Below are 23,585 nucleotides of genomic sequence, written 5' to 3'. Positions count from 1 at the left end.
AGATAAACATGAGCAGCACCACCTTCTGATGCTGAGTTCATACGATTAAGGATTGCGTTATGTCAGAAACCTACACCCCGTCTCGCACCAGAACCCGTTCCTGGACTGAAGAAGAAATCCATCAGCAGCCTGATAGCTGGCTACGTTCTCTGGCGCAGATCGATAGCACCCGTCAGTCGATCGACAACTTTCTTGCTCCGCTGTTAAATCGCCGCGATCTGCAGATCGTCCTCACTGGCGCAGGCACCTCAGCCTTTATTGGCGATATGATCGCCCCGTGGCTCAGCCATCATAGCGGTAAAGATTTTCGTTCGATCCCCACCACCGATCTGGTGTCAAACCCGCTGGATTACCTGAGAACCGAAGGCCCGCTTCTGCTGGTGTCATTCGCCCGCTCGGGCAACAGCCCTGAGAGCGTCGCGGCAGTCGATCTGGTCAATCAGCTGGTTCCTGAGTGTTACCACCTGGTGATCACCTGCAACGAAGCGGGCAGCCTGTATCTGAATGCTCGCCAGAGCGCTAACGCGCTGGTGCTGCTGATGCCTGCCGAAACCCACGACCGTGGCTTTGCCATGACCAGCAGCATCACCACCATGATGGCAAGCTGCCTATCAGTCTTCGCCGCTGACGTGATTAACAGCCATACCTTCAAAGATGTCGCCAGACGCTGCCGGACCATCCTGAACGAACTGGGAGACGGCGCGCAGGGCGTGTTCGGTCAGCAGTCGTGGAAACGCATTGTCTATCTGGGCAGCGGCGGCCTGCAGGGTACCGCGCGTGAATCCGCGCTGAAAGTGCTGGAGTTAACCGCCGGTAAAATTGCCGCATTCTATGACTCCTCTACCGGCTTCCGTCATGGCCCTAAATCGCTGGTCGATAGCGAAACGCTGATCGTAATGTTTGTCTCCAGCCATCCTTACACGCGCCAGTACGATCTGGATCTGCTGGCAGAACTGCGCCGTGACCAGCTCGCGATGCGTGTAGTGGCCATTGCCTCCGATGCCGACGAGGCAATCGGCGCGGGCCCTCACATTCTTCTGCCGCCGTCGCGTCCATTTAGCGACGTCGAGCAGGCTTTCTGTTTCCTGATGTACGCCCAGATTTTTGCGCTGTCGGAGTCCATCAACGCCGGCATCACGCCGGACACGCCTTCCGCTAGCGGCACGGTTAACCGCGTGGTACAGGGCGTCAACATTCACCCATGGCGCGGCTAAGAGGATTGAATCATGGCTATTATTTCTACGAAATACCTGCTCCAGGACGCCCAGGCAAAGGGCTATGCGGTTCCCGCGTTTAACATCCACAACGCCGAAACGATCCAGGCGATCCTTGAGGTGTGCAACGAAATGCAATCCCCGGTGATCCTCGCCGGTACGCCAGGGACCTTTAAGCACATTGCCTTTGAAGAGATCTACGCGCTGTGCGAAGCCTACTCCGCCAGCTACGATTTTCCCCTGGCTCTGCACCTCGATCACCACGAATCGCTGGCCGATATCCGCCGCAAAGTGCACGCGGGGGTACGCAGTGCAATGATTGACGGTAGCCACTACCCGTTTGATGAAAACGTACAGTTGGTGAAATCCGTGGTCGATTTTTGCCACCACAACGACTGCAGCGTTGAAGCAGAGCTGGGGCGGCTTGGCGGTGTAGAAGATGATATGAATGTCGATGAAGAGAGCGCCTTCTTTACTGACCCACAAGAAGCGCGCCGCTTCGTTGAGATGACCGGCGTAGACAGCCTGGCCGTCGCCATCGGCACCGCCCACGGCCTTTACACCAAGCGCCCGAAAATCGATTTCAAGCGCCTGGAAGAGATCCGCAAGGTGGTCGATGTTCCGCTAGTTCTACACGGCGCCAGCGACGTTCCCGACGAGTTTGTTCGCCAGGCAATTGAGCTAGGCATCTGCAAAGTTAACGTCGCGACCGAACTCAAAATCGCCTTTGCTGATGCGGTGAAGCAGTGGTTTGCTGAGAACCCGGAAGGTAACGATCCGCGCTACTACATGCGAGTGGGGATGGATGCGATGAAGGAAGTGGTCAGAAACAAAATCAACGTCTGCGGCTCGGCGCAGAGAATTCAGACGGGCGTAGCGGCTACGGCCTAAGCGCTGATACAAAGGGGCCCGGAAATACCGAGCCCCTTTTGTATTTCAGATTCTATATTGCGCAGGTTTTCAGGCTTTTTACCTACTCCCCCTGCTGCTCCAGCGCATACTTATACAACGCATTCTTCTTCACGCCGTGGATTTCCGCCGCCAGCGCCGCCGCCTTCTTCAGTGGCAGTTCAGCCTGTAACAACGCCAGGGTGCGCAGCGCGTCGGCAGGCAGTTCGTCCTCCTGCGCTTTGTGCCCTTCTACAATCAGCACCATCTCGCCTTTACGGCGGTTTTCATCTTCTTTCACCCATGCCAGCAGTTCGCCTACCGGCGCACCGTGAATGGTTTCCCAGGTTTTGGTCAGTTCGCGCGCCAGCACCACGTAGCGGGATTCACCCCAGACGGCGACCATATCTTCCAGGCTGTCGAGCAGACGGTGGGTGGATTCATAATAAATCAGCGTACGCGGCTCGGCTTCGATGGCTTTCAGCGTGTCGCGACGACCTTTAGATTTAGCGGGCAGGAAGCCTTCGTAGCAGAAACGGTCCGACGGCAGACCGGCAGCGCTCAGGGCAGCAATCGCCGCACATGGGCCCGGCAGCGGCACCACGCGGATACCCGCTTCGCGACAGGTACGCACCAGATGGTAGCCAGGGTCGTTGATAAGCGGCGTTCCGGCGTCAGAAACCAGCGCGATGTTCTGCCCTTCCTTCAGTTTCGCCACCAGCGTTTCCGCTTTTTGTTGCTCATTGTGATCGTGTAAGGCAAACAAACGGGCGTTAATGGCGAAGTGTTGCAGCAATAAACCTGTATGACGGGTGTCTTCAGCCGCAATTAAATCAACAGCTTGCAATACTTCGAGCGCTCGTTGGGTAATATCAGCCAAATTTCCGATAGGAGTAGGTACAATAAAGAGTTGGCCTTGAGAATTATCCGCCGATTCGTGTTGTTTCATTGTTTCGTCCGTATTGCCGATTTAATATTGAGCATTGCGTAAAAAATATTACTGGATACAGAATGGTACCCTCAACATTTTCTCGTATGAAAGCCGCGCGCTGTCTGCCGGTCGTCCTGGCAGCGCTGCTGTTTGCAGGCTGTGGCACCCAGGCCCCCGATCAGAGTGCAGCCCAACTTCAGGGCGCGACGCAGGCTGACTCCGGCTTTTATCTGCAGCAGATGCAGCAAAGCTCGAATGATAGCAAGACCAACTGGCAATTACTCGCCATTCGTTCATTGCTGAAGGAAGGCAAGAGCCAGCAGGCGCTGGAGCTGTTCAATCAGCTGCCGCAGCAACTGAACGCAGCCCAGCGTCAGGAACAGGCGCTGTTAGCGGTTGAACTGAAGCTAGCGCAGAAAGATTACGCTGGCGCACAGGCGCTGCTGCAAAAGCTGAAAGCTGATGATTTCGACAGTGCGCTGCAGGCGCGTTTCTGGCAGGACACCATCAGCGCCGAGCAGGGTAAACCGTCCCTGACGCTGTTGCGTGCCCTGATTGCCCAGGCACCGCTGCTGACCACTCAGCCGGAAAGACAGCAAAACAGCGACGCCACCTGGCAGGCGCTTTCCTCCATGACCCAGGAGCAGGCCAACGCGCTGGTGATCAATGCGGATGAAAACGTGCTGCAAGGCTGGCTCGATCTGCAGCGCGTCTGGTTCGATAACCGCAACGATCCTGATATGCTGAAAGCCGGTATTAAAGACTGGCAGACTCGTTATCCGCAGAACCCAGGCGCGAAAGTGCTGCCATCACAGCTGGCGAACGTGCAGAACTTTAAGCCGGCGTCGGTCAACAAAATCGCCCTGCTGCTGCCGTTAAACGGCCAGGCAGCGGTGTTTGGCCGTACCATCCAGCAAGGCTTTGAAGCCGCGAAGAACGGCACCATGCCAGTGAGCGGCAGCGCGGTACCGGAACAGGTCGCGCAGGCAGCGACCGCCGCCGTGGTTAGCCCATCTCAGGCTGAAGTGGCCGACCTGACTACGCCGCAAAGCCAGGCGCCAGTAGCGGCTCCTGTTCAGGCCGCGCAGGCCAACAACGCCGCCTCGCCTGCGGCTCAGGCACCGGCGGCCGAGGCGGCTCCTGCTCAAACACCGGCAGTGCAGCCCGTCGCGAGCGTAGCGGCAAACCCATCGGCAGAGCTGAAAATCTACGACACCTCTTCCCAGCCGCTGAACCAGATTCTGGCACAGGCGCAGCAGGACGGCGTCAGCCTGGTGGTTGGCCCGCTGCTGAAAAACAACGTTGAAGAGCTGATGAAAAGCAACACCACGCTGAACGTGCTGGCGCTGAACCAGCCGGAAGCGGTAAGCAACCGTGCTAACATCTGCTACTTCGCGCTGTCGCCTGAAGATGAAGCCCGCGATGCGGCGCGTCATATTCATGACCAGGGCAAACAGTCTCCGCTGCTGCTGGTGCCACGTAACGCCCTCGGCGATCGCGTCACCCAGGCCTTCGCCGACGAGTGGCACAAAATCGGTGGCGGTACGGTCTTACAGCAGAAGTTTGGCTCCCTGTCCGAGCTGAAAGGCGGCGTGAACGGCGGTTCCGGTATCTCGCTGTCCGGCACCCCGGTTATCTCCGCGCAGTCTCAGCCGCAGGGCGTCACCATCGGTAACCTGACCATTCCAGCCGCACCGACCGACGCGCAAATCACCGGCAGCAACAAGGTAGACGCGGCCTATATTCTGGCAACCCCGGAAGAGATCGCCTTTATCAAACCGATGATTGCGATGCGTAACGGTAGCCAGAGCGGCGCAATGCTGTACGCCAGCTCCCGCAGCGCACAGGGCACCGCTGGCCCGGATTTCCGTCTGGAGATGGAAGGCCTGCAGTACAGCGAAATCCCCATGCTTGCTGGCAGTAACCCGGCGCTGATGCAGCAGGCGCTGCGTGCGGTGAACAATGACTATTCACTGGCGCGTCTGTACGCCATGGGCGCGGATGCCTGGGCGCTGGCTAACCACTTCGCGCAGATGCGCGGCGTGCCGGGCTTTGAGCTGAACGGCAATACCGGCGATCTCAGCGCCACCCAGGACTGCGTGATTAACAGGAAGTTATCATGGCTCAAATACCAGCAGGGGCAGGTAGTCCCCGCCAGTTAACGACAAAACAGGTTGGCGACGCCGCGGAACAGCGCGCGCGTCGCTGGCTTGAAGGCCAAGGACTGGCGTTTATCGCCGCCAACGTGCGCGAGCGCAGCGGCGAAATTGATTTGATAATGCGGGAAGGGACGGTCACGGTTTTCGTGGAAGTTCGCTATCGCAGCTCGGGGTTTTACGGCGGTGCCGCCGCCAGTGTGACCCGGAGCAAACAAAACAAACTGTTACAGACTGCCCGCTTGTGGCTTGCCCGCCACAATGGGAGTTTTGACACTGTGGATTGCCGTTTCGATGTGATAGCCTTCACTGGCAATGAAATCGAATGGTTTTCAAACGCTTTTAGCTCATAGAATGTAAAGGGATATCGTGCTCGAAAGAATCAAAGTGTGCTTCACCGAAAGCATTCAAACCCAAATCGCCGCGGCAGAAGCGCTCCCGGACGCTATCTCCCGAGCTGCGATGACCCTGGTACAGTCGCTGCTGAACGGCAACAAAATTCTCTGTTGTGGTAACGGTTCATCCGCCGCCAACGCACAGCATTTTGCTGCCTGCATGATTAACCGTTATGAAACAGAGCGTCCCGGTTTACCCGCGATTGCACTTAATTCCGATAATGTGGTCTTAACGGCAATAGCGAACGATCGCCTGCATGATGAAATCTATGCCAAGCAGGTGCGTGCGCTGGGTCACGCTGGTGATGTTCTGCTGGCTATTTCAACCCGTGGTAACAGTCGCGATATCGTCAAAGCGGTAGAAGCGGCTGTCACGCGTGACATGACCATCGTCGCCCTGACCGGCTATGACGGCGGTGAACTGGCGGGCCTACTCGGTCAACAGGATGTGGAAATCCGCATTCCATCGCACCGCAGCGCCCGTATCCAGGAGATGCACATGCTCACGGTAAACTGTCTGTGTGATTTGATTGATAACACCCTTTTCCCACACCAGGACGACTAAGGAGAACAAATGAAGGTGATTTCGACCCTCGCGGTCCTTATTTCCGCAATGCTGCTCCAGGGATGTATTGCTGCTGCCGTTGTCGGCACGGCTGCAGTCGGTACCAAGGCCGCAACTGACCCCCGCACGGTGGGAACTCAGGTGGATGACAGCACGCTGGAGGTTCGTGTGAACAGCGCCCTGTCTAAAGATGCGCAAATTAAGAAAGAGACGCGCATTAACGTGACCGCCTACCAGGGCAAAGTGCTGCTGACCGGTCAGACGCCGGATCTGAGCCTCGCCACCCGTGCGAAGCAGATCGCCGTTGGCGTTGATGGCGCAACCGAAGTGTATAACGAAATTCGCCAGGGCCAGCCGATTAGCCTCGGTACCTCGTCTTCCGATACCTGGATTACCACCAAAGTCCGCTCCCAGCTGTTGGCGAGCGATCAGGTGAAATCCTCTAACGTGAAGGCGACGACCGAAAATGGTGAAGTATTCCTGATGGGTCTGGTCACCGACCGCGAAGGTAAAGCCGCGGCCGATATCGCCAGCCGCGTGAGCGGCGTGAAGCGCGTCACCACCGCGTTCACCCCAATTCAATAACGTCTCACACCTTGCCCGGCAGGTTCACTGCCGGGCGATTTCCCTCAGCTTACGCGACGATAGAATCTCAACCTGCGCATTTCCCGGGTGCCTTGCCGCACTCAGCATCGCCTTTGCCACATCATGTGCTTCAATCGCCTTCCAGTTCCCCGGCAGCACGCTAAACAGCGGCGCCAACAGGCGCTCGTTCAGGCGCGGTTTACCGCGTTGACCGAGCAGCATTGAAGGTCGCGCGATAACCAACTGCGGCCAGCCCTGGTCTATCAACGCGGCTTCCATTTCCCCCTTCACCCGATTGTAGAAAAAGGGGGAGTTCGCGTTTGCTCCCATCGCGCTGACCACCAGCAGCTGCTGTGCGCCCAGCCGCAGGCCGGAGCGGGCGGTTTCCAGCACCAGATCGTAATCGACGTGGCTGAAAGCAGCCTTCGAGCCCGCGTCGCGGATTGTGGTGCCAAGGCAGCAGAAAACGGTATCGACGGGCGAGGTAACCTTCGCCAGCGCCGCGCTGAGATCCGGGTCGTGCGGGTTGACGATCCCAAAGGCGTGTTCCAGCGGGTGGCGCGTAGGCGCGACGATGGATTCCACCTGTGACTCCCGGCGAAGCAGATTAAGTAAGTGCCCACCAACAAGGCCGGTGGCACCAGTAATGAGGACGTGGTGCATGGGAAGCTCCGTGTATTTCCCGGCACCGCGAAGCGGCGCCGGACTACCTTATCGGCTGCGTCTGTTGCGATGCAACCATATCAATTTATAGGCCGCCGGAATGATAAACAGCGACAGCAGCGGCGCGGTGATCATGCCACCAATCATCGGTGCGGCAATGCGGCTCATCACTTCGGAACCGGCCCCGGTTCCCCATAGTATGGGCAATAGCCCGGCAATAATCACGGCCACCGTCATCGCTTTTGGCCGCACGCGCAGCACGGCCCCATGATACAGCGCCTCGTCCAGCGCCTGCGGGCTAAAGGTATCAGCCTTTTGCAGCCGCGGTTCGGCTTCAATCGCATGACGCAGATACATCAGCATCACCACACCAAACTCCGCCGCCACCCCCGCCAGGGCGATAAACCCAGTTCCCGTTGCCACCGACATATAGAACCCTTGCCAGTAGAGGAACCAGATACCGCCCACCAGCGCAAACGGCAGGCTCATCAGAATCAGCAGCGCTTCATCCACCCGGCGAAAGGCCAGATAGAGCAGGATGAAGATAATCATCACCGTCATCGGCACCATCAGCTTGAGTTTCTTATTGGCATGTTCCAGCAGCTCAAACTGCCCGGAAAACGCCACGCTGGTGCCCGGCTTCAGGGTTACACTGCGGCTAATCGCCGTTTGCAGGTCATGCACGACGGAGACCATGTCGCGGTCACGGGCATCAATGTAAATCCAGCTCGCCGGACGCGCGTTCTCGGTTTTCAGCATCGTCGGGCCGGAAACCACCTTCACCTCCGCCACGTCGCCAAGGGTGATTTGCTGCTTCGCTGGCGTCAGAATCGGCAGTTGACGCAGCGCCGTCGGGCCATCGCGGAAGCCCTGTGGGTAGCGGATATTGATAGGGTAGCGCGCCACGCCTTCCACCGTTTCCCCCACCGTCGCCCCGCCGATTGCCGACGAGACAAACAGCTGCACATCGCCCACCGTCATACCGTAACGCGCGGCTTTCTCGCGGTTGATATCAACGTCAATATAGCGCCCGCCCTCCAGCCGTTCAGCCAGCGCAGAGACCACACCCGGCACGGTTTTGGCCACCGTTTCAATACGCTGGGCGGCTTCATCAATATCTGCCAGCGACGTACCGGAAACCTTGATCCCAATCGGGCTCTTAATCCCGGTGGAGAGCATATCAATACGGTTACGAATCGGCGGCACCCACAGGTTCGCCAGCCCCGGCAGCCGCACGGTGGCATCCAGCTCGTCGATAATCTTGTCGAGCGTCATCCCCGGCCGCCACTGATCCTGCGGCTTGAGCTGAATGGTGGTTTCAATCATCTCCAGCGGCGCAGAGTCGGTCGCAGTTTCCGCTTTCCCCGATTTACCAAACACCGATGCCACTTCCGGCACTGTCTTAATCAGCTTATCCGTCTGCTGGAGCAGCACCGCCGCCTGCCCCGGCGAAATTCCCGGTAGCGTCGAAGGCATATACAGCAGGTCACCTTCGTTAATTTTCGGCAGAAACTCACCGCCCACTTTGCTAAGCGGCCACAGCACGGTGAAGATTGACAGCAGTGCCACCAGCAAGGTGAACTTCGGCCATTTCAGTACCTTCAGCAGCAGCGGGTGGTAGATCGCAATCAGGAAACGGTTCAACGGGTTGCGCGCTTCCGCCGGGATCTTACCTTTGATCCAAAAGCCCATCAGGATAGGGATCACCACGATTGCCAGCGCCGCCGCCCCCGCCATGGCGTAGGTTTTGGTAAACGCCAACGGACCAAACAGGCGCCCTTCCTGCCCTTCGAGGGTGAAGATCGGGATAAACGACAGCGTGATAATCAGCAGGCTGATAAACAGCGCAGGCCCCACTTCCACCGCCGCATCGGTGATCTCTTTCCAGCGGGTAGCGTTATCCATCGGCTCATCAGGATGCGCCTCCTGCCAGTGTTCGAGCCGCTTGTGGGCGTTTTCGATCATCACGATCGCCGCATCCACCATCGCGCCGACAGCAATGGCGATCCCGCCCAGCGACATAATGTTGGCGTTCAGCCCCTGGAAATGCATCACAATAAAGGCGATGCACAAGCCCAGCGGCAGCGAGACGATCGCCACCAGCGCCGAGCGCACGTGCCAGAGGAACAGCGCGCAGACCACCGCCACCACGATAAACTCTTCAATCAGCTTCGAGCGCAGGTTGTCGATGGCCCGGTCAATCAGTTGGCTGCGGTCGTAGGTGGTGACCACCTCAACCCCTTCCGGCAGGCTTTTTTGCAGCGAGGCGAGCTTCTCTTTCACCGCCGAAATCACTTCACGGGCGTTCTTACCCGAGCGCAGCAGCACCACGCCGCCCGCCACTTCACCCTCGCCGTTCATTTCAGCGATACCGCGGCGCATTTCCGGGCCGACCTGCACCCGCGCCACGTCTTTCAGGTAGACCGGTACGCCGTTCGCTTCAGCCTTCAGGACGATATGGTTAAAGTCCTCCAGGCTTTTGAGATAGCCGGTGGCACGTACCATATATTCCGCTTCGGCCATCTCCACCGATGAACCGCCCGCCTCCTGGTTGGAGGTGGTCAGCGCCTGCTTCACATCGCTAAGGCTGATACCGTATTGGGCGAGCTTCATCGGGTCGACCTGCACCTGATACTGCTTCACCACACCGCCAACGGAAGCCACTTCCGCCACGTTCGGGATGGTTTTCAGCTCATATTTGAGGAACCAGTCCTGCAGCGAACGCAGTTCGGCAAGGTCGTGCTTACCGCTTTTGTCCACCAGCGCATATTCAAAGATCCAGCCCACGCCAGTAGCGTCTGGGCCAATCTCCGAGCTCACGCCCTGCGGCAGCTTACCCTGCACCTGGTTGAGGTACTCCAGCACGCGCGAACGCGCCCAGTAGAGGTCGGTGCCGTCCTCAAAAATCACGTACACGTAGGAATCGCCAAACTGCGAGAAGCCGCGCACCGTTTTCGCGCCCGGCACCGACAGCATGGTGGTGGTGAGCGGGTAGGTCACCTGATTCTCAACAATCTGCGGCGCCTGCCCCGGATAGCTGGTTTTGACGATCACCTGTACGTCAGAGAGATCCGGCAGCGCATCCACCGGCGTGTTGACGATGGTCCAGCCGCCCCAGAGGCTCAAAAACAGCACGCCCATCATCACCAGAAAACGGTTGGCGACCGAGCGCCGGATAATCCATTCAATCATCACCGTCTCCTTAATGCCCAGCGTGGGCGTCAGCGGTATGCCGCATTCTGTCCAGCGCGCCGCTGATATTCGCTTCCGAGTCGATCAGGAACAGGCCGTTCAGCACCACCGATTCCCCTTCCGATAGCCCCGCGCCAATGCCGGCCTGATGCTGAGATTCATGCAGCACCTGGATCTTTTTCGGCACAAACTCACCGTTGCTCGCCACCGTAATCACCCGCTGCTCATCGCCGGTATCAATCACCGCCTGAGACGGGATCAGCAGCATCTCGTCGCTTTGCGCGTTCAGCTTCAGGTAGGCGTTCATCCCCGGCTTCAGCAGTTCATCCGGGTTATTCACCTGCAAACGCACCTGCAGCGTACGCGTGGTTTGGTCGACGCTCGGCAAGATAGACCATTTCTGGATCGGGAAGGTTTTGTCCGGGTAGGCCGGGATAGCCACCGTAAACTGGGTGGAGTCTTTAAGCAGATAAGCGATCGATTCCGGCACGGCGGCGGTGATCCACACCGGGTCCATGCCCTGAATCTGCGCCACCACGCTGTCTTTGGCGATGTTCATACCGCTTTTCAGACTAAAGGCCGTCAGTACGCCATCGATAGGCGCGGTAAGGGTAAAGCGCGTCTGTACGCGGCGTGTGCTGCGCATCCGCTGGATATCCGCTTCCGGCATGCCCGCCAGCCGCAGACGTTCCAGCACGCCATCCAGCTGGCTTGCCGTGCCGCCTGAGCTTGCCAGTAGCAGGTATTCGCTCTGCGCTTCCACCCACGAAGGAATGGTGACCTCCACCAGCGGCGTGCCCTTACGCACTTTGTCGCCCACCGTCAGCGGGGAGACCTTTTCGGTAAACCCTTCGGCGCGCGCCTGGACAATCACAAACTGGTATTCGTTGTAGCTGACGTTCGCCGGAAGGGTCTGGCCATAGTTGAGGCGGCCCTTGCTGACTTTCTCCGTACGCAGCCCCAGGTTGTGCACCTGAGTGGGGTCGATACGGACGCCGCTCGACTGCGCATCCCCGCCCTCATCGGCGTATTTCGCCACCAGGTCCATGTCCATAAACGGCGATTTACCCGGCTTATCGAAGCGCACGTCGGGCTTCATCGGATCGTACCAGTACAGCACCTTACGCTCGGCAGGCTGAGATTCAGCCTGGGCGTTCGGCGCCATAAAGCGGCTTATCACCGCCGTCGCCAGGCCGCCAATAATCAGGCTACAGACAATGGCGGCCGTATATTTTAATTTAGCCATCAGATTGACTTAATATCCTGAAGCAGCGAGATGTTCCCCTGCTGAATAAAGGAGAAGTTCACGTGACTGCCCTCTTTCAGCTGATTAATAGCTTCGGTGGGCGCGGAATAGGTAAAGCGCATGGTCATCGCCGGCCAGCCAATGGCGGGAATGGCTTCGTGGGCGATGGTGATTTTTTTCGCCGCTTTATCCACGGACTGCACCACGCCGGTACCCTGAATAACCGCCTGCTGGGTATTCATTTCCATCATCTGGCCATGTCCGTCATGCTGCATTTCGGCGGCCTGAACGTTCAGCGTCATCGCCATCAACATTCCGCCAACCAACATCGTTACGTTACGCATATCGAGAATCTCCTGAATAAAGGGTTACGCTTTCCAGCCGCCACCGAGTGCGGTGAATAAATTAATTTCGTTAACCTGTTGGGAATAAAGTAAATCGAGGATCGCCTGCTGCGTGGTGAAGATAGCGCGCTCGGCATCGAGCACTTCGATATAGCTCACCGCACCGCTGGCATATAATCCGCGGGCGCGCTGCAGGGTAATTTGCAGCGACGCTAAATAACGCTGCTGCGCCACCAGTTGGCCTTCGATGCTTTCGCGAAGCGACAGCGCATCGGCCACCGCTTTAAAGGCTGCCTGAATTTTCTGTTCGTAGTTCACCACCGCCTGACGCTGCTTCACGTTAGCCAGTGCCAGGTTGGCTTCGTTACGCCCGGCATTGAAGATGGGCAGATCCACTTTCGGCACGAAGTTCCACATGCCGCTTGCCGCATTGAACAGGCTGGAGAGCGACGAACTGCTGCTCGAAATGCCGCTGGTTAACGTTATCGACGGAAAGAAGGCCGCGCGGGCCACGCCGATATTGGCATCCGCCGCGCGCAGTTGGTGCTCGGCCTCCATGATGTCCGGACGCTGAAGCAGAATGGTCGATGGCAGGTTAGCTGGCAGTGGCAGTGGCTTCACGGCCGTGACGTTCTGCACGTCATCGCTTAGCGGGGTGTTGTAGGTGCCTAACAGCTGCTGCAACGCGTGATTGGCCTGCGCCAGCTCACCTTCGCGCTGGGCGATATCGGCACGGGTGCTTTCAATCACCCCACGCGCCTGCTCCAGCGCCAGCACGTTGGTGCTACCGGTAACCAGCTGCTGTTCCACAAACGCGTAGGATTGCTGGTAGTTACGCAGCGTCTCTTTGGCGATCGCCAACTGGGCTGCTAGCCGCCGCTGGTTGAAGTATGCCTGCGAGACGTTCGTCACCACCACAATCTGCGCCGCCCGCTGGGCGGCCTGGCTGGCGAAAAAGCTCTGCCGATCCGCCTCGCTCATGTTTTTCAGCTTGCCGAAAAAGTCGAGCTCGAAGCTCAGGTTCAGGCCCGCGCTATAGCTTTTAGTGGTGGCGTTTTTTCCCTGCAGGTCGCCTTCATAGCTGCCGCCCGTCGAGCCATCAAGCTGCGGGTAGCGGCCAGCGTCGGTCACGTTGTACTGCGCGCGCGCGGCTTCAACGTTCAGCACCGCCATGCGTAAATCACGGTTGTTGTGCAGGGCGACATCAATCAGGCGTTTCGCCTGTGGGTCGACGAAAAAGGTCTGCCAGCCGGTTTCCTGCCACTGGCCGCCGCTCGGCACCAACGCCCCCTGAGACAGCGAAAACTGCTGAGGTACTACGTTTTCCGGCTGTCGGTAATCCGGTGCCAGCGAGGTGCATCCGGCTAGAATGAACGCCATCATCAGCGTCAGTTGTTTTACTTTAAACATGTCACGTCCTGTTCAGCCGAATCAAAAGGGGCTGGCTATGTGGCTACTTTACGGAGGTGACTCTGTTTGCTCGGTGACAGGTTAATGACAAAGCTGTCATTTACGCGCGGTGGAACGTGATCGGCATGGCGAAAAATAAGCCGCAATCGCGGTGGGAAATAATAATGGGCCAAAAAATTGCTCTTTTTTTTCTGCAATATTCATTGGCGATCACGCTTTCACGGAAAAAGGCTAGCACGCTCACGAATTTATTCTCTTGCTATCCCCCCGTGTTTATTTAGTACAAAACGATAACGGTAATCTTTTCATACGGTTAAATTATCGAGAATAAATATCGCCTGATTTTCCTTGTGAACTCATCCACATCATTATCTGATATTCCTGCAATTACATTTTCAAAACATTGTTTCATCATCGTCACGCTCCTATCATCATTTTCGTTCCTTTTTTCACCAATCCTTACCTCTGTTCAGGGATGGCAAATATCTACCGTAAAAAATCGGAGTCAATATATGCAATTCAAAACCAAAGCGCTGGGTTTGGCCCTGTTAATTAGCCTTTCACATAATGCTTTCAGCGAAGAACTGGATGTCTGGATCCGCGCCAGCAACGATTCAAAAGTGATTTACCAACAGCTTGCGGACCAGTTTAAAAAAGAGACCGGGATATCGATTAAATACTTCAACGCGGTGACCGACTTCGACCAGCGTCTGGCACGGGCGGCTACCGGCAACGCGCTGCCGGACGTGGTGTTCAACGATGCGATTATCGTCGGCCAGATGGTGCAGCTCGGCATCGTCGATGAAATTAAGCCGGGTGAGCTAAAGGGCGGCGGCGATGTCTATGAGGCGGCGTGGAAATCCACTCAACTGCCGGACGGGAAATATTACGGTGTCCCAACCTCTGCGCATACCTACGCGCTGTTTATCCGTCAGGACTGGCTGAATAAGCTCAATCTGAAAGCCCCGACCACCTGGGAGGAGCTGAAAAACGTGGCGAAGGCGTTTACCCATGACGACCCGGACGGCAACGGTAAAAACGACACCTATGGCTTTACCATGCCATTAGCGACCACCCGCGGCTATGCCAGCTCGTTCTCATCGTCCTATCTGTGGCAGGCGGGAGCGAACTACCTGGTGGCAACGCAGCCGGGGAAATTTAAAGCGGCGCTGGACAGCAAAGAGATGGTCACCGCGATGACGTTTATGCGCGGGATGGTGTGCGAAGGGCTGGCGCAGCCGGGAGCGATTAACCACACCACCGCCGATGCCAACACCTCGTTCCGCTCCGGGCAGACCGGAATGTACTCCTCCGGCCCGTACCACATCGCGCTGTTCGATAAAGATCCGGGCAAAGAAACCTACACCGTCGTGCCACCACCGGCAGGCCCCGGCGGCGCCATCTCCATGGCGGAAGGTACCACGGCATTCCTGATGAAGACCAGCCAGCATAAAGCGGCGGCGAAGCGGTTCCTTGAGTTTTTGATCTCGCCTGAGGGGCAGAAGATCGGTATGGCGACCGACAGCACCTCAATGCCGATCGTCCGTCTGCCCATTAACAAGACGCTGAATATCAAAGATTATCATGACGATCCGCGCTGGGAAGTGTTCGCGGAAACCTACGCCAAAGAGGGGCGCTACATGCCACAGATCCCAAATTGGATCCCGGTGCGGCAAATCACCGCCGACGGCTTTAATAAAATCTACGCCAGCTGCGAAGGCGATATTCCCGCTGTGTTGAAGGAGATTAACGGCAAGGTGAACGAGGAGTTGAAGCGCCAGAACGCGTGGGCGGAATAAATGTAGCCCGGACGAGGCCGTCAGCGCCGACTCCGGGGTAACTCGGTGCCAAACCCGGCGTCGCATGCGCTCGGCCGGGCTACACGAATATGTGCTTAATCTACAAATGCTGATACGGGGAGGTTAAAGCGTTTTGCCAGCGCGCGCATATGATCGAGCGTCAGGGCCCGCTCTCCATTCAGTATTCGGCTGACTAACGATCTTTGACCTATTTCATGCTCAAAATCTGACTGCTTTAGTCCATGCTGGTCCATCAACACACGCAGTAGCGCTACGCCGTTACATCCGGTTGCAATACGTGTATTAAATGCAGCAAACTCTACGGCACTATCTTCATAGGCCGCTATTTTGCTGGCCAGCATATCAACAAGAGGGCTATCGGGCTCGTTCTCCAACAGATACTCAATCAGCTCCAGCGCCTCTTCATAATCTTTACGAGATGTACTCCCACCCAACAGTGGCACAATGCTGGCGAGATCGTTGGCCGCTTTGATCGCTTCTCTGAAAATCATTCTCTATGCTCCCGATAATATTTTGTTAATCGGTCATACTCCGGATGTGTGGTGATATGTTTAATAAACACCTTTCCCCGTTCGAAATCGGCAAAAAACATCATTCTCAATGTGTTACCGCTAATATCAATAACCCACCATTTATCCCGGTACTTCATACGATCCAGGCTGCTAAAATACTGCCTGAGTTCATCCGGAGTGGCGGCGTTTGCTCGTTTTAAAACCCGATATGTATCATCCAGTGCGGTGGTCTCATTTGGGTATTTCCTCACCGCCTCATCAAATGGCGCCCTTGATATGACATGCACGACATAACCTCCATGTTTCCATATTGGAACATTTTAGCAAGCCGCCATTTTGTTGACAATATGGAAACAATATCCACATCCGGACAGCGCGCTCGCCTTCTCTTCCGTTTAAGGAAACTCCCCATCAGGTATTCCGTCCTCGCCGACTCCTCATTAGAATGGCTCCATCACACAGCGGCGATGGAGGGCAGATGAAAATTCTGGTGGTGGAAGACGAGGTCAAAACGGGCGAATACCTGGCAAAGGGGTTGACGGAAGCGGGCTTTGTGGTGGATCACACCGACAACGGCCTCAACGGTTATCACCTGGCGATGACCGCCGATTACGACCTGATTGTGCTGGATATTATGCTGCCTGACGTCAACGGCTGGGATATTGTGCGCATGCTGCGCGCAGCCAACAAAGGGATGCCAATCCTGCTGCTCACCGCGCTCGGCACCATTGAGCATCGGGTGAAAGGGCTGGAACTGGGCGCCGATGATTATCTGGTGAAGCCCTTCGCTTTTGCCGAACTGCTGGCGCGCGTCAGAACGTTATTGCGCCGTGGGGCGGCAGTGATCGTTGAGAGCCAACTGCAGGTTGCCGACCTCACGCTCGACAGAGTCTCCCGCAAGGTGACCCGCGGCGATACGCGCATCACCTTGACCAGCAAAGAGTTTACGCTGCTGGAGTTCTTCCTGCGTCATCAGGGCGAGGTGTTACCGCGTTCGCTGATTGCCTCCCAGGTCTGGGATATGAATTTCGACAGCGACACCAACGCTATCGACGTCGCCATCAAGCGCCTGCGCGCCAAAATCGATAACGACTTTACCCCGAAGCTGATTCAGACCGTACGCGGCGTCGGCTATGTGCTTGAGGTTCGCGATGAAGGTTAACGCGCGTCGCCGCCCGTTCTCGCTTGCCACCCGTCTGACCTTTTTTATCAGCCTGGCGACCATTCTCGCGTTTGCCGCCTTTACCGGAATGATGCTGCATTCGGTGGAAAAACACTTCGCCGAGCAGGATGTGAATGACCTTAAGCAGGTGAACGCGACGCTTAATGCGCAGCTCACGGCGCCAGATGTCTCAGAGGCCGAGAAGCTTGCCAATATCCAGAGCGCACTGGCGGGCTATCGCAATATCGTCGTGCTGCTGCGCAGCCAGAACAATCCGCTGCTGTATCGCTCCCCCACCGGACCGGATCTGTCGCCGATCTTTGCCTCTCCCCAGTTTTCCCAGGCGTTGAAATCCCAGCGCATGTTCCGCTGGGTCGGCAGCAGTATGCCGCCGATGGCAGGCCACGACGCCAGCGCCATGCCGACGGCGACCTACCGGGTTATCGCATCCACGATTCAGAGCGATACCCAGCGCTACACGCTGCTGACCGCGCTGTCGATAGACTTCCATCTGCACTATCTCAAAGAGCTCAAACGCAACCTGATGATGATCGCCGCCGTCATCAGCCTGTTTATCGTGGTGATCGTGTTGATCGCGGTGCGTAAAGGCCACCAGCCGCTGCGTGACGTCAGCCTGGAGATCAAAAACATCACCTCGGAAAATCTCGACGTGCGGCTGGATCCCACCCGCGTGCCGATCGAGCTGGAACAGCTGGTTATCTCGTTTAACCAGATGATCGGCCGGATCGAGGATGTGTTCCGACGTCAGGCCAACTTCTCCGCCGATATCGCCCACGAGATGCGCACGCCAATCACCAATCTGGTCACCCAGACCGAGATAGCGCTCAGCCATCCCCGGACGGTCAAAGAGCTGGAAGATGTGCTTTACTCCAGCCTTGAGGAGTACAACCGGATGGCAAAAATGGTCAGCGATATGCTGTTTCTGGCGCAGGCGGATGAGAACCTGCTGGTGCCGGAGAGCGTACCACTGGATCTGCAGACGGAAACCATGAAGGTGTTTGAGTTCTTTGAAGCCTGGGCGGAAGAGCGCGACGTGGCGCTGCGCTTTGTCGGGCAACCGTCGCTGGTGATGGGCGATCCGCTGATGATCCGCCGGGTCATCAACAACCTGCTCTCCAACGCCATCCGCTACACCCCGCGCGGGATGTCGGTCACCGTCCAAGTGAGCGCGCATGACGAAAGGGTCATCTACAGCGTGGAAAATCCCGGCACGCCGATTGCCGAGGAGCATTTGCCGCGCCTGTTCGATCGCTTCTACCGGGTTGATCCTTCACGGCAGCGGAAAGGGGAAAACAGCGGAATTGGGTTGGCGATCGTGAAGTCGATCGTCCGGGCGCACCACGGAAAGATTAGCGTGACGTCAGATACCGTCGCCACGCGCTTTATCATTGAACTGCCGACGCTTAAGGCTTAGTCGCGCAGCCAGTGCAGCTTCTTGCCGAAGCCGAGCGTGTTATCGGTGAACTTCAGTTCATCAAGGCGCAGTTCCCACACCGGCGCAGAGAGCATCCGGGCAACGGGGAAACGTTTAACGTAGAGCGCGCGTTTTTCATCGGCTTCGTCACCGCTCAGCAGGCGAATCTCGCCTTTAAACTGCACGCCGCGAATCAACGCTACGGTCTTTGGCTGGCCATTGATCGTCCCGGCGACGGGTGCCTGCTGTCCCGTCATCTGACCATGGCGGGTGGTCTCTTCGCTAAGCAGGTAAAAGGCGACACGCTGCGCGTCGTAAACGTAGAACGCGTTAGCGCACCATAGCTCGCCTTCCTTTGCGACGCACCAGCTGACGACATGCTGTTTTGCCAGCCATTTGCTAATGGCAGTGAGGGTTTCCATCCGTTCTCTCCGTTATGCTATGGTGCGTTCATCCACATAGACAGGTTGCCACACGTGCGTTGGTTTCTTTATCTCGTCCGTACTGAGGACGACAAATTGTACACCGGTATCACCACCGATGTTGAACGACGGTTCCACCAGCATCAAAGCGGTAAAGGGGCGAAAGCGTTGCGCGGCAAAGGCGAGCTGCGGCTGGCGTTTTCCGGTGAGGTTGGCGAGCACGCGCTGGCACTGCGCCTGGAGTACCGCATTAAGCAGCTAACGAAGCGCCAGAAAGAGCGCCTCGTTGCCGGTGACGGTTCATTCGAAACGTTACTGAGCGGCCTTAAACACGATTGAAGTGGTCAGAATACTCCACCAGCCCGTGAACACCGTTCAGCGCGTCGTCTGCCAGACGATGTACCATAAACGCCTCTTCGGTGCCCGGCCAACGACAGCGCAGATCGTACTGTGCCGCACGCTCAAAGCCAAATCGACCGTAGAGTTCAGGTTCACCCAGCGTCACCACCGCCGCGTAGCCAAATTCATTGAGCGAATCCAGCCCTTCATAGACCAGTTGACGCGCCAGCCCCTGACCGCGGTAGGCTTCGTCAATCGCCAGCGGAGCCAGCCCCACCCACTGTAACTCTTCGCCTTCAATGCTGACCGGGCTAAACGCGACGTAACCCACAACATGGCCTTCATCGTCCGTTGCTACCAGCCCGAGCGTGATCAAGCCATCTTCGCGCAGCTCGCGCACCAGGTTGGCTTCACCGTCACGCTTGAAGGTTCGACGCAGCAGCGCGTCGATGCCCGGCGCATCTATTCCTATTTCTACTCGAATCAGCATGGCTCACCTACCGATGTATGTTTAGTTTCTGATGGTGATTTTAGGCCAGCCTCTACGAAATCAGCCAGCTGCATCAGCATCATGCGCAGCGCTTTCGGCATCTGCTCAAGCTCAATGGCATCCATCAGGTTTTTGACATAAAGACCCAGCTCCGTATCCCCTTCAATCACCAGCCGACGCTGGAAGAAGAGCGTATCCGGGTCCTGTTTGCGCGCGGCGATCATTAACAGATCGCTGGCATCCGCGCTGAAGCTCACGTCCGCCTGAGCGGCGTCGCTGACGATTAAGCGCCCGTTCTCAACGGAGGTAAACCAGGTGAGGCCAATATCACGCACCTCAATACTCAGCCAGCGGCCGTCAAGAAAATCCAGTTCACCGTCATCCAGCGCCTGGCGGAACTGCCAGCTTAACACCTGCTGAAGGACCTGCCGTTTAAGCGCGAACGGCGTGAATTTCACCGGAACGCTCATCAGAGTCGGTGCAACATGGACCAGACGTGAACGCAGTTTATCCAACACAAGCTTTACTCCCTGAATGCAATAGTTCCGTTATTTTGCCATATCAGTTAAACGACATAGCGGCGTAAATCAACAATTATGTCGTGAGGTAGGCGGATTATTGGCGTCATCAATACGCTTTTGTCTGCCTCAAATCAAAAATGATTAGCGATAGGTTAACTAAAATCCTCATTCATTAACAATAATGCGCCCTGCTGGGCCGCTAACTCAGGAAGAATTATGGAGTTGCTCTGCCCTGCCGGAAACCTCCCGGCGCTAAAGGCGGCTATCGAAAACGGAGCCGATGCGGTGTATATCGGGCTGAAGGACGATACCAACGCCCGCCATTTCGCCGGTCTTAATTTTACCGAAAAGAAACTGCAGGAAGCCGTTAACTTCGTGCATCAGCATCGCCGTAAGCTGCACATCGCGATTAACACCTTTGCCCACCCGGACGGCTACGTCCGCTGGCAGCGCGCCGTGGATATGGCTGCGCAGCTGGGCGCCGATGCGCTGATCCTCGCCGACCTCGCCATGCTTGAGTATGCCGCAGAGCGCTACCCACATATTGAGCGCCATGTCTCCGTTCAGGCATCAGCGACCAACGAAGAGGCGATTAATTTCTACCACCGTAACTTTGATGTGGCCCGCGTAGTGCTGCCGCGCGTACTGTCGATTCACCAGGTGAAGCAGCTCGCTCGCGTTACGCCGGTGCCGCTGGAGGTATTTGCCTTCGGTAGCCTGTGCATCATGGCCGAAGGCCGCTGCTATCTCTCATCTTACCTGACCGGTGAGTCGCCGAACACCGTTGGCGCCTGCTCACCTGCACGCTACGTGCGCTGGCAGCAAACCCCGCAGGGGCTGGAGTCTCGCCTTAATGAAGTGCTGATCGACCGCTATCAGGATGGCGAGAACGCTGGCTACCCGACGCTGTGCAAAGGCCGCTACCTGGTCGACGGCGAGCGCTATCACGCGCTGGAAGAGCCAACCAGCCTCAACACCCTGGAGCTGCTGCCGGAGTTGCTGGCCGCCAATATCGCCTCGGTGAAAATCGAAGGCCGCCAGCGTAGCCCAGCGTACGTCAGCCAGGTGGCGAAGGTGTGGCGTCAGGCGATTGACCGCTGCATGGCTGACCCGCAAAACTTCGTCCCGCAGGCCGCGTGGATGGAGACGCTCGGCTCGATGTCAGAAGGCACCCAGACCACCCTCGGCGCTTATCACCGTAAATGGCAGTAGGAACAGCAATGAAATATTCATTAGGACCGGTGCTTTACTACTGGTCAAAAGAGACGCTGGAAGATTTTTACCAGCAGGCCGCTAACAGCAGCGCCGATACCATCTACCTCGGTGAAGCAGTGTGCAGCAAACGCCGCGCGACCAAAGTCGGCGACTGGCTGGATATGGCGAAATCCCTCGCCGGCAGCGGCAAACAGGTCGTGCTCTCTACGCTGGCGCTGGTCCAGGCATCATCCGAACTGGGCGAGCTTAAGCGTTACGTGGAAAACGGTGATTTTCTGGTTGAAGCCAGCGACCTTGGAGTGGTGAACCTGTGCGCCGAGCGCAAGCTGCCGTTTGTCGCCGGTCACGCGCTGAACTGCTACAACGCCGTTACCCTACGCCTGCTGCAAAAGCAGGGCATGGTGCGCTGGTGCATGCCGGTTGAGCTGTCTCGCGACTGGCTGGTGAACCTGCTCAATCAGTGTGAAGAGCTGGGCATCCGCGATAAGTTTGAAGTGGAAGTGCTGAGCTACGGCCATCTGCCGCTGGCCTACTCCGCCCGCTGCTTTACCGCGCGTTCGGAAGATAAGCCAAAGGATGAGTGTGAGACCTGCTGCATCAAGTACCCGAACGGGCGCAGCATGCTGTCGCAGGAGAATCAGCAGGTCTTCGTGCTGAATGGCATTCAGACCATGAGCGGCTACGTTTATAACCTCGGCAACGAACTGACGTCGATGCACGGATTGGTCGATATGGTACGTCTGTCGCCGATGGGCAATGAGACCTTCGCCATGCTCGACGCCTTCCGCGCTAACGAAAACGGTGCTGCCCCACTGCCGCTGACTGCTAATAGCGACTGCAACGGTTACTGGAAGCGTCTGGCCGGACTGGAGTTGCAGGCCTGATAAAACCGCTCACTTTGTTAACAACAATGGTCAGATTTTAATGCATTATTAAAGATGCAGCTTTTCTGGCCGGGGATGCCCGGCGGGAACAAGACCTTCAATCTGATGACTATGCTGTAGCAAAGTGAGCCTTTATGACTGACAAAACCGTTGCATTCTCGGTGCTCGATCTTGCGCCGATCCCTCAAGGTTCCTCCGCACGAGAAGCCTTCTCCCATTCGCTCTCTCTGGCACAGCTCGCTGAAAAGCGCGGCTACCACCGCTATTGGCTGGCAGAACACCACAATATGGTGGGTATCGCCAGTGCGGCCACCTCGGTGCTGATTGGCTACCTCGCCGCCCACACCACCACGCTGCATCTGGGTTCCGGCGGCGTGATGCTGCCTAACCACTCGCCGCTGGTGATTGCCGAGCAGTTCGGTACGCTCAACACGCTCTATCCAGGACGTATAGATTTGGGTCTTGGCCGTGCGCCGGGCAGCGATCAGCCAACGATGCGCGCGCTGCGCCGTCATATGAGCGGCGATATCGATAACTTCCCGCGCGACGTCGCGGAGCTGGTGGACTGGTTTGATGCGGTCGACCCTGACCCGCAGGTGCGCCCGGTACCGGGCTATGGCGAGAAGATCCCGGTGTGGCTGCTCGGTTCCAGCCTGTACGGCGCGCAGCTTGCCGCACAGCTCGGCCTGCCGTTTGCTTTCGCCTCACACTTCGCCCCGGACATGTTGTTCCAGGCGCTGCATCTCTATCGCACCAACTTCAAACCGTCGGCGCGGCTGGAAAAACCGTATGCGATGGTATGCATCAATATCATCGCCGCCGACAGCAACCGCGATGCCGAATTCCTCTTTACCTCCATGCAGCAAGCGTTCACGAAACTGCGTCGTGGAGAGACCGGGCAGCTGCCGCCGCCGATTCAGCAGATGGAGCACTTCTGGACGCCATCGGAGAAATACGGCGTTGACCAGGCGCTACGGATGTCGCTGGTGGGCGATAAGGCCAAAGTACGCCACGGGCTGGAGTCAATTCTGCGGGAAACGCAGGCGGATGAGATTATGGTTAATGGCCAGATTTTCGATCATCAGGCGCGGCTGCATTCGTTTGGGTTGGCGATGGATGTGAAGAAAGAATTGTTGGGATAGTGCGGTGCGATCCCCCTCTCCCCAAAGGGGCGAGGGGGCAAGATTCCCTCTCCC

At 57.2% G+C, this 23,585-nt stretch carries 24 protein-coding genes; 13 read left to right on the top strand and 11 right to left on the bottom strand.

The window, feature by feature from the left end; all coding sequences use genetic code 11:
• The first annotated feature begins 59 nt into the window (after positions 1–59).
• Positions 60–1,214, top strand: a complete 1,155-nt coding sequence (locus FHC49_RS22620) for an SIS domain-containing protein (protein ID WP_185667847.1) — start codon at positions 60–62, stop codon at positions 1,212–1,214.
• Between the two features lie 12 nt (positions 1,215–1,226).
• Positions 1,227–2,105 (top strand): tagatose-bisphosphate aldolase subunit KbaY, encoded by an 879-nt coding sequence (gene kbaY / locus FHC49_RS22615; RefSeq protein ID WP_185667846.1) that lies wholly within the window; start codon positions 1,227–1,229, stop codon positions 2,103–2,105.
• Positions 2,106–2,187: 82 nt separating this feature from the next.
• Here the strand turns inward: kbaY and rsmI are convergent, their stop codons facing one another.
• Positions 2,188–3,051, bottom strand: coding sequence for a 16S rRNA (cytidine(1402)-2'-O)-methyltransferase (gene rsmI / locus FHC49_RS22610; protein ID WP_035891050.1), 864 nt, complete (start codon positions 3,049–3,051; stop codon positions 2,188–2,190).
• A gap of 62 nt (positions 3,052–3,113) precedes the next feature.
• On the opposite strand from rsmI, the gene FHC49_RS22605 reads away from it, so the two are divergent.
• Genes FHC49_RS22605 through dolP form a run of 4 tightly spaced genes read left to right on the top strand, consistent with a single transcriptional unit; the run spans position 3,114 to position 6,734 of the window.
• On the top strand, positions 3,114–5,195 hold the full coding sequence (locus FHC49_RS22605; RefSeq protein WP_220440904.1) for a penicillin-binding protein activator: 2,082 nt from the start codon (positions 3,114–3,116) through the stop codon (positions 5,193–5,195).
• Entirely contained in the window at positions 5,153–5,542 is a 390-nt protein-coding gene (locus tag FHC49_RS22600; protein WP_220440903.1) for a YraN family protein, read from the top strand. The genes FHC49_RS22605 and FHC49_RS22600 overlap by 43 nt, the downstream gene beginning before the upstream one ends.
• Before the next feature lie 16 nt (positions 5,543–5,558).
• Positions 5,559–6,149 carry a DnaA initiator-associating protein DiaA gene (gene diaA, locus FHC49_RS22595; RefSeq protein ID WP_035891056.1) on the top strand — a complete coding sequence of 197 codons (591 nt, stop codon included), beginning with the start codon at positions 5,559–5,561 and terminating at the stop codon, positions 6,147–6,149.
• A 9-nt stretch (positions 6,150–6,158) separates the two neighbouring features.
• Positions 6,159–6,734, top strand: a complete 576-nt coding sequence (gene dolP / locus FHC49_RS22590) for a division/outer membrane stress-associated lipid-binding lipoprotein (protein WP_185667843.1) — start codon at positions 6,159–6,161, stop codon at positions 6,732–6,734.
• Between the two features lie 24 nt (positions 6,735–6,758).
• Here the strand turns inward: dolP and FHC49_RS22585 are convergent, their stop codons facing one another.
• From FHC49_RS22585 to FHC49_RS22565, 5 genes are read right to left on the bottom strand one after another with little or no spacing between them, the layout of a single operon-like run.
• Positions 6,759–7,397 carry an NAD(P)H-binding protein gene (locus FHC49_RS22585; protein ID WP_220440902.1) on the bottom strand — a complete coding sequence of 213 codons (639 nt, stop codon included), beginning with the start codon at positions 7,395–7,397 and terminating at the stop codon, positions 6,759–6,761.
• A gap of 48 nt (positions 7,398–7,445) precedes the next feature.
• Positions 7,446–10,589, bottom strand: a complete 3,144-nt coding sequence (locus FHC49_RS22580; protein WP_220440901.1) for a CusA/CzcA family heavy metal efflux RND transporter — start codon at positions 10,587–10,589, stop codon at positions 7,446–7,448.
• Positions 10,590–10,599: 10 nt separating this feature from the next.
• A complete protein-coding gene (locus FHC49_RS22575) occupies positions 10,600–11,835 on the bottom strand; it encodes an efflux RND transporter periplasmic adaptor subunit (protein WP_220440900.1) in 1,236 nt (411 codons plus the stop codon).
• Positions 11,835–12,179 carry a copper-binding protein gene (locus FHC49_RS22570; protein ID WP_220440899.1) on the bottom strand — a complete coding sequence of 115 codons (345 nt, stop codon included), beginning with the start codon at positions 12,177–12,179 and terminating at the stop codon, positions 11,835–11,837. The genes FHC49_RS22575 and FHC49_RS22570 overlap by 1 nt, the downstream gene beginning before the upstream one ends.
• Positions 12,180–12,203: 24 nt before the next feature.
• On the bottom strand, positions 12,204–13,589 hold the full coding sequence (locus FHC49_RS22565) for a Cu(I)/Ag(I) efflux RND transporter outer membrane protein (protein WP_220440898.1): 1,386 nt from the start codon (positions 13,587–13,589) through the stop codon (positions 12,204–12,206).
• A 512-nt stretch (positions 13,590–14,101) separates the two neighbouring features.
• Between FHC49_RS22565 and FHC49_RS22560 the strand changes: the two genes are divergently transcribed.
• Positions 14,102–15,388, top strand: coding sequence for a sugar ABC transporter substrate-binding protein (locus FHC49_RS22560; protein ID WP_220440897.1), 1,287 nt, complete (start codon positions 14,102–14,104; stop codon positions 15,386–15,388).
• A 95-nt stretch (positions 15,389–15,483) separates the two neighbouring features.
• Here FHC49_RS22560 and FHC49_RS22555 read toward each other — a convergent pair whose 3' ends face one another.
• Complete coding sequence (locus tag FHC49_RS22555) at positions 15,484–15,900, bottom strand: type II toxin-antitoxin system HigA family antitoxin (RefSeq protein WP_185667836.1); 417 nt, start codon at positions 15,898–15,900, stop codon at positions 15,484–15,486.
• Entirely contained in the window at positions 15,897–16,208 is a 312-nt protein-coding gene (locus FHC49_RS22550; protein WP_185667835.1) for a type II toxin-antitoxin system HigB family toxin, read from the bottom strand. The genes FHC49_RS22555 and FHC49_RS22550 overlap by 4 nt, the downstream gene beginning before the upstream one ends.
• A 191-nt stretch (positions 16,209–16,399) precedes the next feature.
• On the opposite strand from FHC49_RS22550, the gene FHC49_RS22545 reads away from it, so the two are divergent.
• Both FHC49_RS22545 and FHC49_RS22540 read left to right on the top strand, forming a co-directional pair.
• Positions 16,400–17,083 (top strand): copper/silver response regulator transcription factor, encoded by a 684-nt coding sequence (locus FHC49_RS22545; protein WP_185667834.1) that lies wholly within the window; start codon positions 16,400–16,402, stop codon positions 17,081–17,083.
• Positions 17,073–18,518: a Cu(+)/Ag(+) sensor histidine kinase gene (locus tag FHC49_RS22540; protein WP_220440896.1), complete on the top strand. Its 1,446-nt coding sequence runs from the start codon at positions 17,073–17,075 to the stop codon at positions 18,516–18,518. The genes FHC49_RS22545 and FHC49_RS22540 overlap by 11 nt, the downstream gene beginning before the upstream one ends.
• Here FHC49_RS22540 and FHC49_RS22535 read toward each other — a convergent pair.
• Positions 18,515–18,940 carry a YhbP family protein gene (locus FHC49_RS22535; protein WP_185667832.1) on the bottom strand — a complete coding sequence of 142 codons (426 nt, stop codon included), beginning with the start codon at positions 18,938–18,940 and terminating at the stop codon, positions 18,515–18,517. The genes FHC49_RS22540 and FHC49_RS22535 overlap by 4 nt on opposite strands.
• A 54-nt stretch (positions 18,941–18,994) precedes the next feature.
• On the opposite strand from FHC49_RS22535, the gene FHC49_RS24505 reads away from it, so the two are divergent.
• Positions 18,995–19,279: a GIY-YIG nuclease family protein gene (locus tag FHC49_RS24505; protein ID WP_370631787.1), complete on the top strand. Its 285-nt coding sequence runs from the start codon at positions 18,995–18,997 to the stop codon at positions 19,277–19,279.
• Here FHC49_RS24505 and FHC49_RS22525 read toward each other — a convergent pair.
• The gene (locus tag FHC49_RS22525; RefSeq protein WP_185667830.1) at positions 19,266–19,769 is read right to left on the bottom strand and encodes a GNAT family N-acetyltransferase; all 504 of its coding nucleotides are present in this window, start codon (positions 19,767–19,769) and stop codon (positions 19,266–19,268) included. The genes FHC49_RS24505 and FHC49_RS22525 overlap by 14 nt on opposite strands.
• Positions 19,763–20,287, bottom strand: coding sequence for an SCP2 domain-containing protein (locus FHC49_RS22520; protein ID WP_220440894.1), 525 nt, complete (start codon positions 20,285–20,287; stop codon positions 19,763–19,765). Before FHC49_RS22520 ends, FHC49_RS22525 begins: the two co-directional genes overlap by 7 nt.
• A gap of 219 nt (positions 20,288–20,506) precedes the next feature.
• Here FHC49_RS22520 and FHC49_RS22515 point away from each other — a divergent pair, with 219 nt between their 5' ends.
• From FHC49_RS22515 to FHC49_RS22505, 3 genes are all read left to right on the top strand, one after another.
• The gene (locus FHC49_RS22515; protein WP_220440893.1) at positions 20,507–21,502 is read left to right on the top strand and encodes a peptidase U32 family protein; all 996 of its coding nucleotides are present in this window, start codon (positions 20,507–20,509) and stop codon (positions 21,500–21,502) included.
• An 8-nt stretch (positions 21,503–21,510) separates the two neighbouring features.
• A complete protein-coding gene (locus FHC49_RS22510; RefSeq protein ID WP_185667827.1) occupies positions 21,511–22,389 on the top strand; it encodes a U32 family peptidase in 879 nt (292 codons plus the stop codon).
• Positions 22,390–22,523: 134 nt separating this feature from the next.
• On the top strand, positions 22,524–23,531 hold the full coding sequence (locus FHC49_RS22505) for a luciferase-like monooxygenase (protein WP_185667826.1): 1,008 nt from the start codon (positions 22,524–22,526) through the stop codon (positions 23,529–23,531).
• The last annotated feature ends 54 nt before the right edge of the window (positions 23,532–23,585 follow it).

It is taken from the genome of Kluyvera sp. EC_51, from assembly GCF_019584505.1.
Lineage (GTDB): Bacteria > Pseudomonadota > Gammaproteobacteria > Enterobacterales > Enterobacteriaceae > Kluyvera > Kluyvera sichuanensis.
This window is presented reverse-complemented; position numbering and strand designations above follow the sequence as displayed.

Coding starts and splice junctions, on each gene's coding strand:
- FHC49_RS22620 (WP_185667847.1), top strand. CDS start 60: ATGTCAGAAACCTACACCCCGTCTCGCACCAGAACCCGTTCCTGGACT.
- kbaY (WP_185667846.1), top strand. CDS start 1,227: ATGGCTATTATTTCTACGAAATACCTGCTCCAGGACGCCCAGGCAAAG.
- rsmI (WP_035891050.1), bottom strand. CDS start 3,051: ATGAAACAACACGAATCGGCGGATAATTCTCAAGGCCAACTCTTTATT.
- FHC49_RS22605 (WP_220440904.1), top strand. CDS start 3,114: ATGGTACCCTCAACATTTTCTCGTATGAAAGCCGCGCGCTGTCTGCCG.
- FHC49_RS22600 (WP_220440903.1), top strand. CDS start 5,153: ATGGCTCAAATACCAGCAGGGGCAGGTAGTCCCCGCCAGTTAACGACA.
- dolP (WP_185667843.1), top strand. CDS start 6,159: ATGAAGGTGATTTCGACCCTCGCGGTCCTTATTTCCGCAATGCTGCTC.
- FHC49_RS22585 (WP_220440902.1), bottom strand. CDS start 7,397: ATGCACCACGTCCTCATTACTGGTGCCACCGGCCTTGTTGGTGGGCAC.
- FHC49_RS22580 (WP_220440901.1), bottom strand. CDS start 10,589: ATGATTGAATGGATTATCCGGCGCTCGGTCGCCAACCGTTTTCTGGTG.
- FHC49_RS22575 (WP_220440900.1), bottom strand. CDS start 11,835: ATGGCTAAATTAAAATATACGGCCGCCATTGTCTGTAGCCTGATTATT.
- FHC49_RS22570 (WP_220440899.1), bottom strand. CDS start 12,179: ATGCGTAACGTAACGATGTTGGTTGGCGGAATGTTGATGGCGATGACG.
- FHC49_RS22565 (WP_220440898.1), bottom strand. CDS start 13,589: ATGTTTAAAGTAAAACAACTGACGCTGATGATGGCGTTCATTCTAGCC.
- FHC49_RS22560 (WP_220440897.1), top strand. CDS start 14,102: ATGCAATTCAAAACCAAAGCGCTGGGTTTGGCCCTGTTAATTAGCCTT.
- FHC49_RS22555 (WP_185667836.1), bottom strand. CDS start 15,900: ATGATTTTCAGAGAAGCGATCAAAGCGGCCAACGATCTCGCCAGCATT.
- FHC49_RS22545 (WP_185667834.1), top strand. CDS start 16,400: ATGAAAATTCTGGTGGTGGAAGACGAGGTCAAAACGGGCGAATACCTG.
- FHC49_RS22540 (WP_220440896.1), top strand. CDS start 17,073: ATGAAGGTTAACGCGCGTCGCCGCCCGTTCTCGCTTGCCACCCGTCTG.
- FHC49_RS22535 (WP_185667832.1), bottom strand. CDS start 18,940: ATGGAAACCCTCACTGCCATTAGCAAATGGCTGGCAAAACAGCATGTC.
- FHC49_RS22525 (WP_185667830.1), bottom strand. CDS start 19,769: ATGCTGATTCGAGTAGAAATAGGAATAGATGCGCCGGGCATCGACGCG.
- FHC49_RS22515 (WP_220440893.1), top strand. CDS start 20,507: ATGGAGTTGCTCTGCCCTGCCGGAAACCTCCCGGCGCTAAAGGCGGCT.
- FHC49_RS22510 (WP_185667827.1), top strand. CDS start 21,511: ATGAAATATTCATTAGGACCGGTGCTTTACTACTGGTCAAAAGAGACG.
- FHC49_RS22505 (WP_185667826.1), top strand. CDS start 22,524: ATGACTGACAAAACCGTTGCATTCTCGGTGCTCGATCTTGCGCCGATC.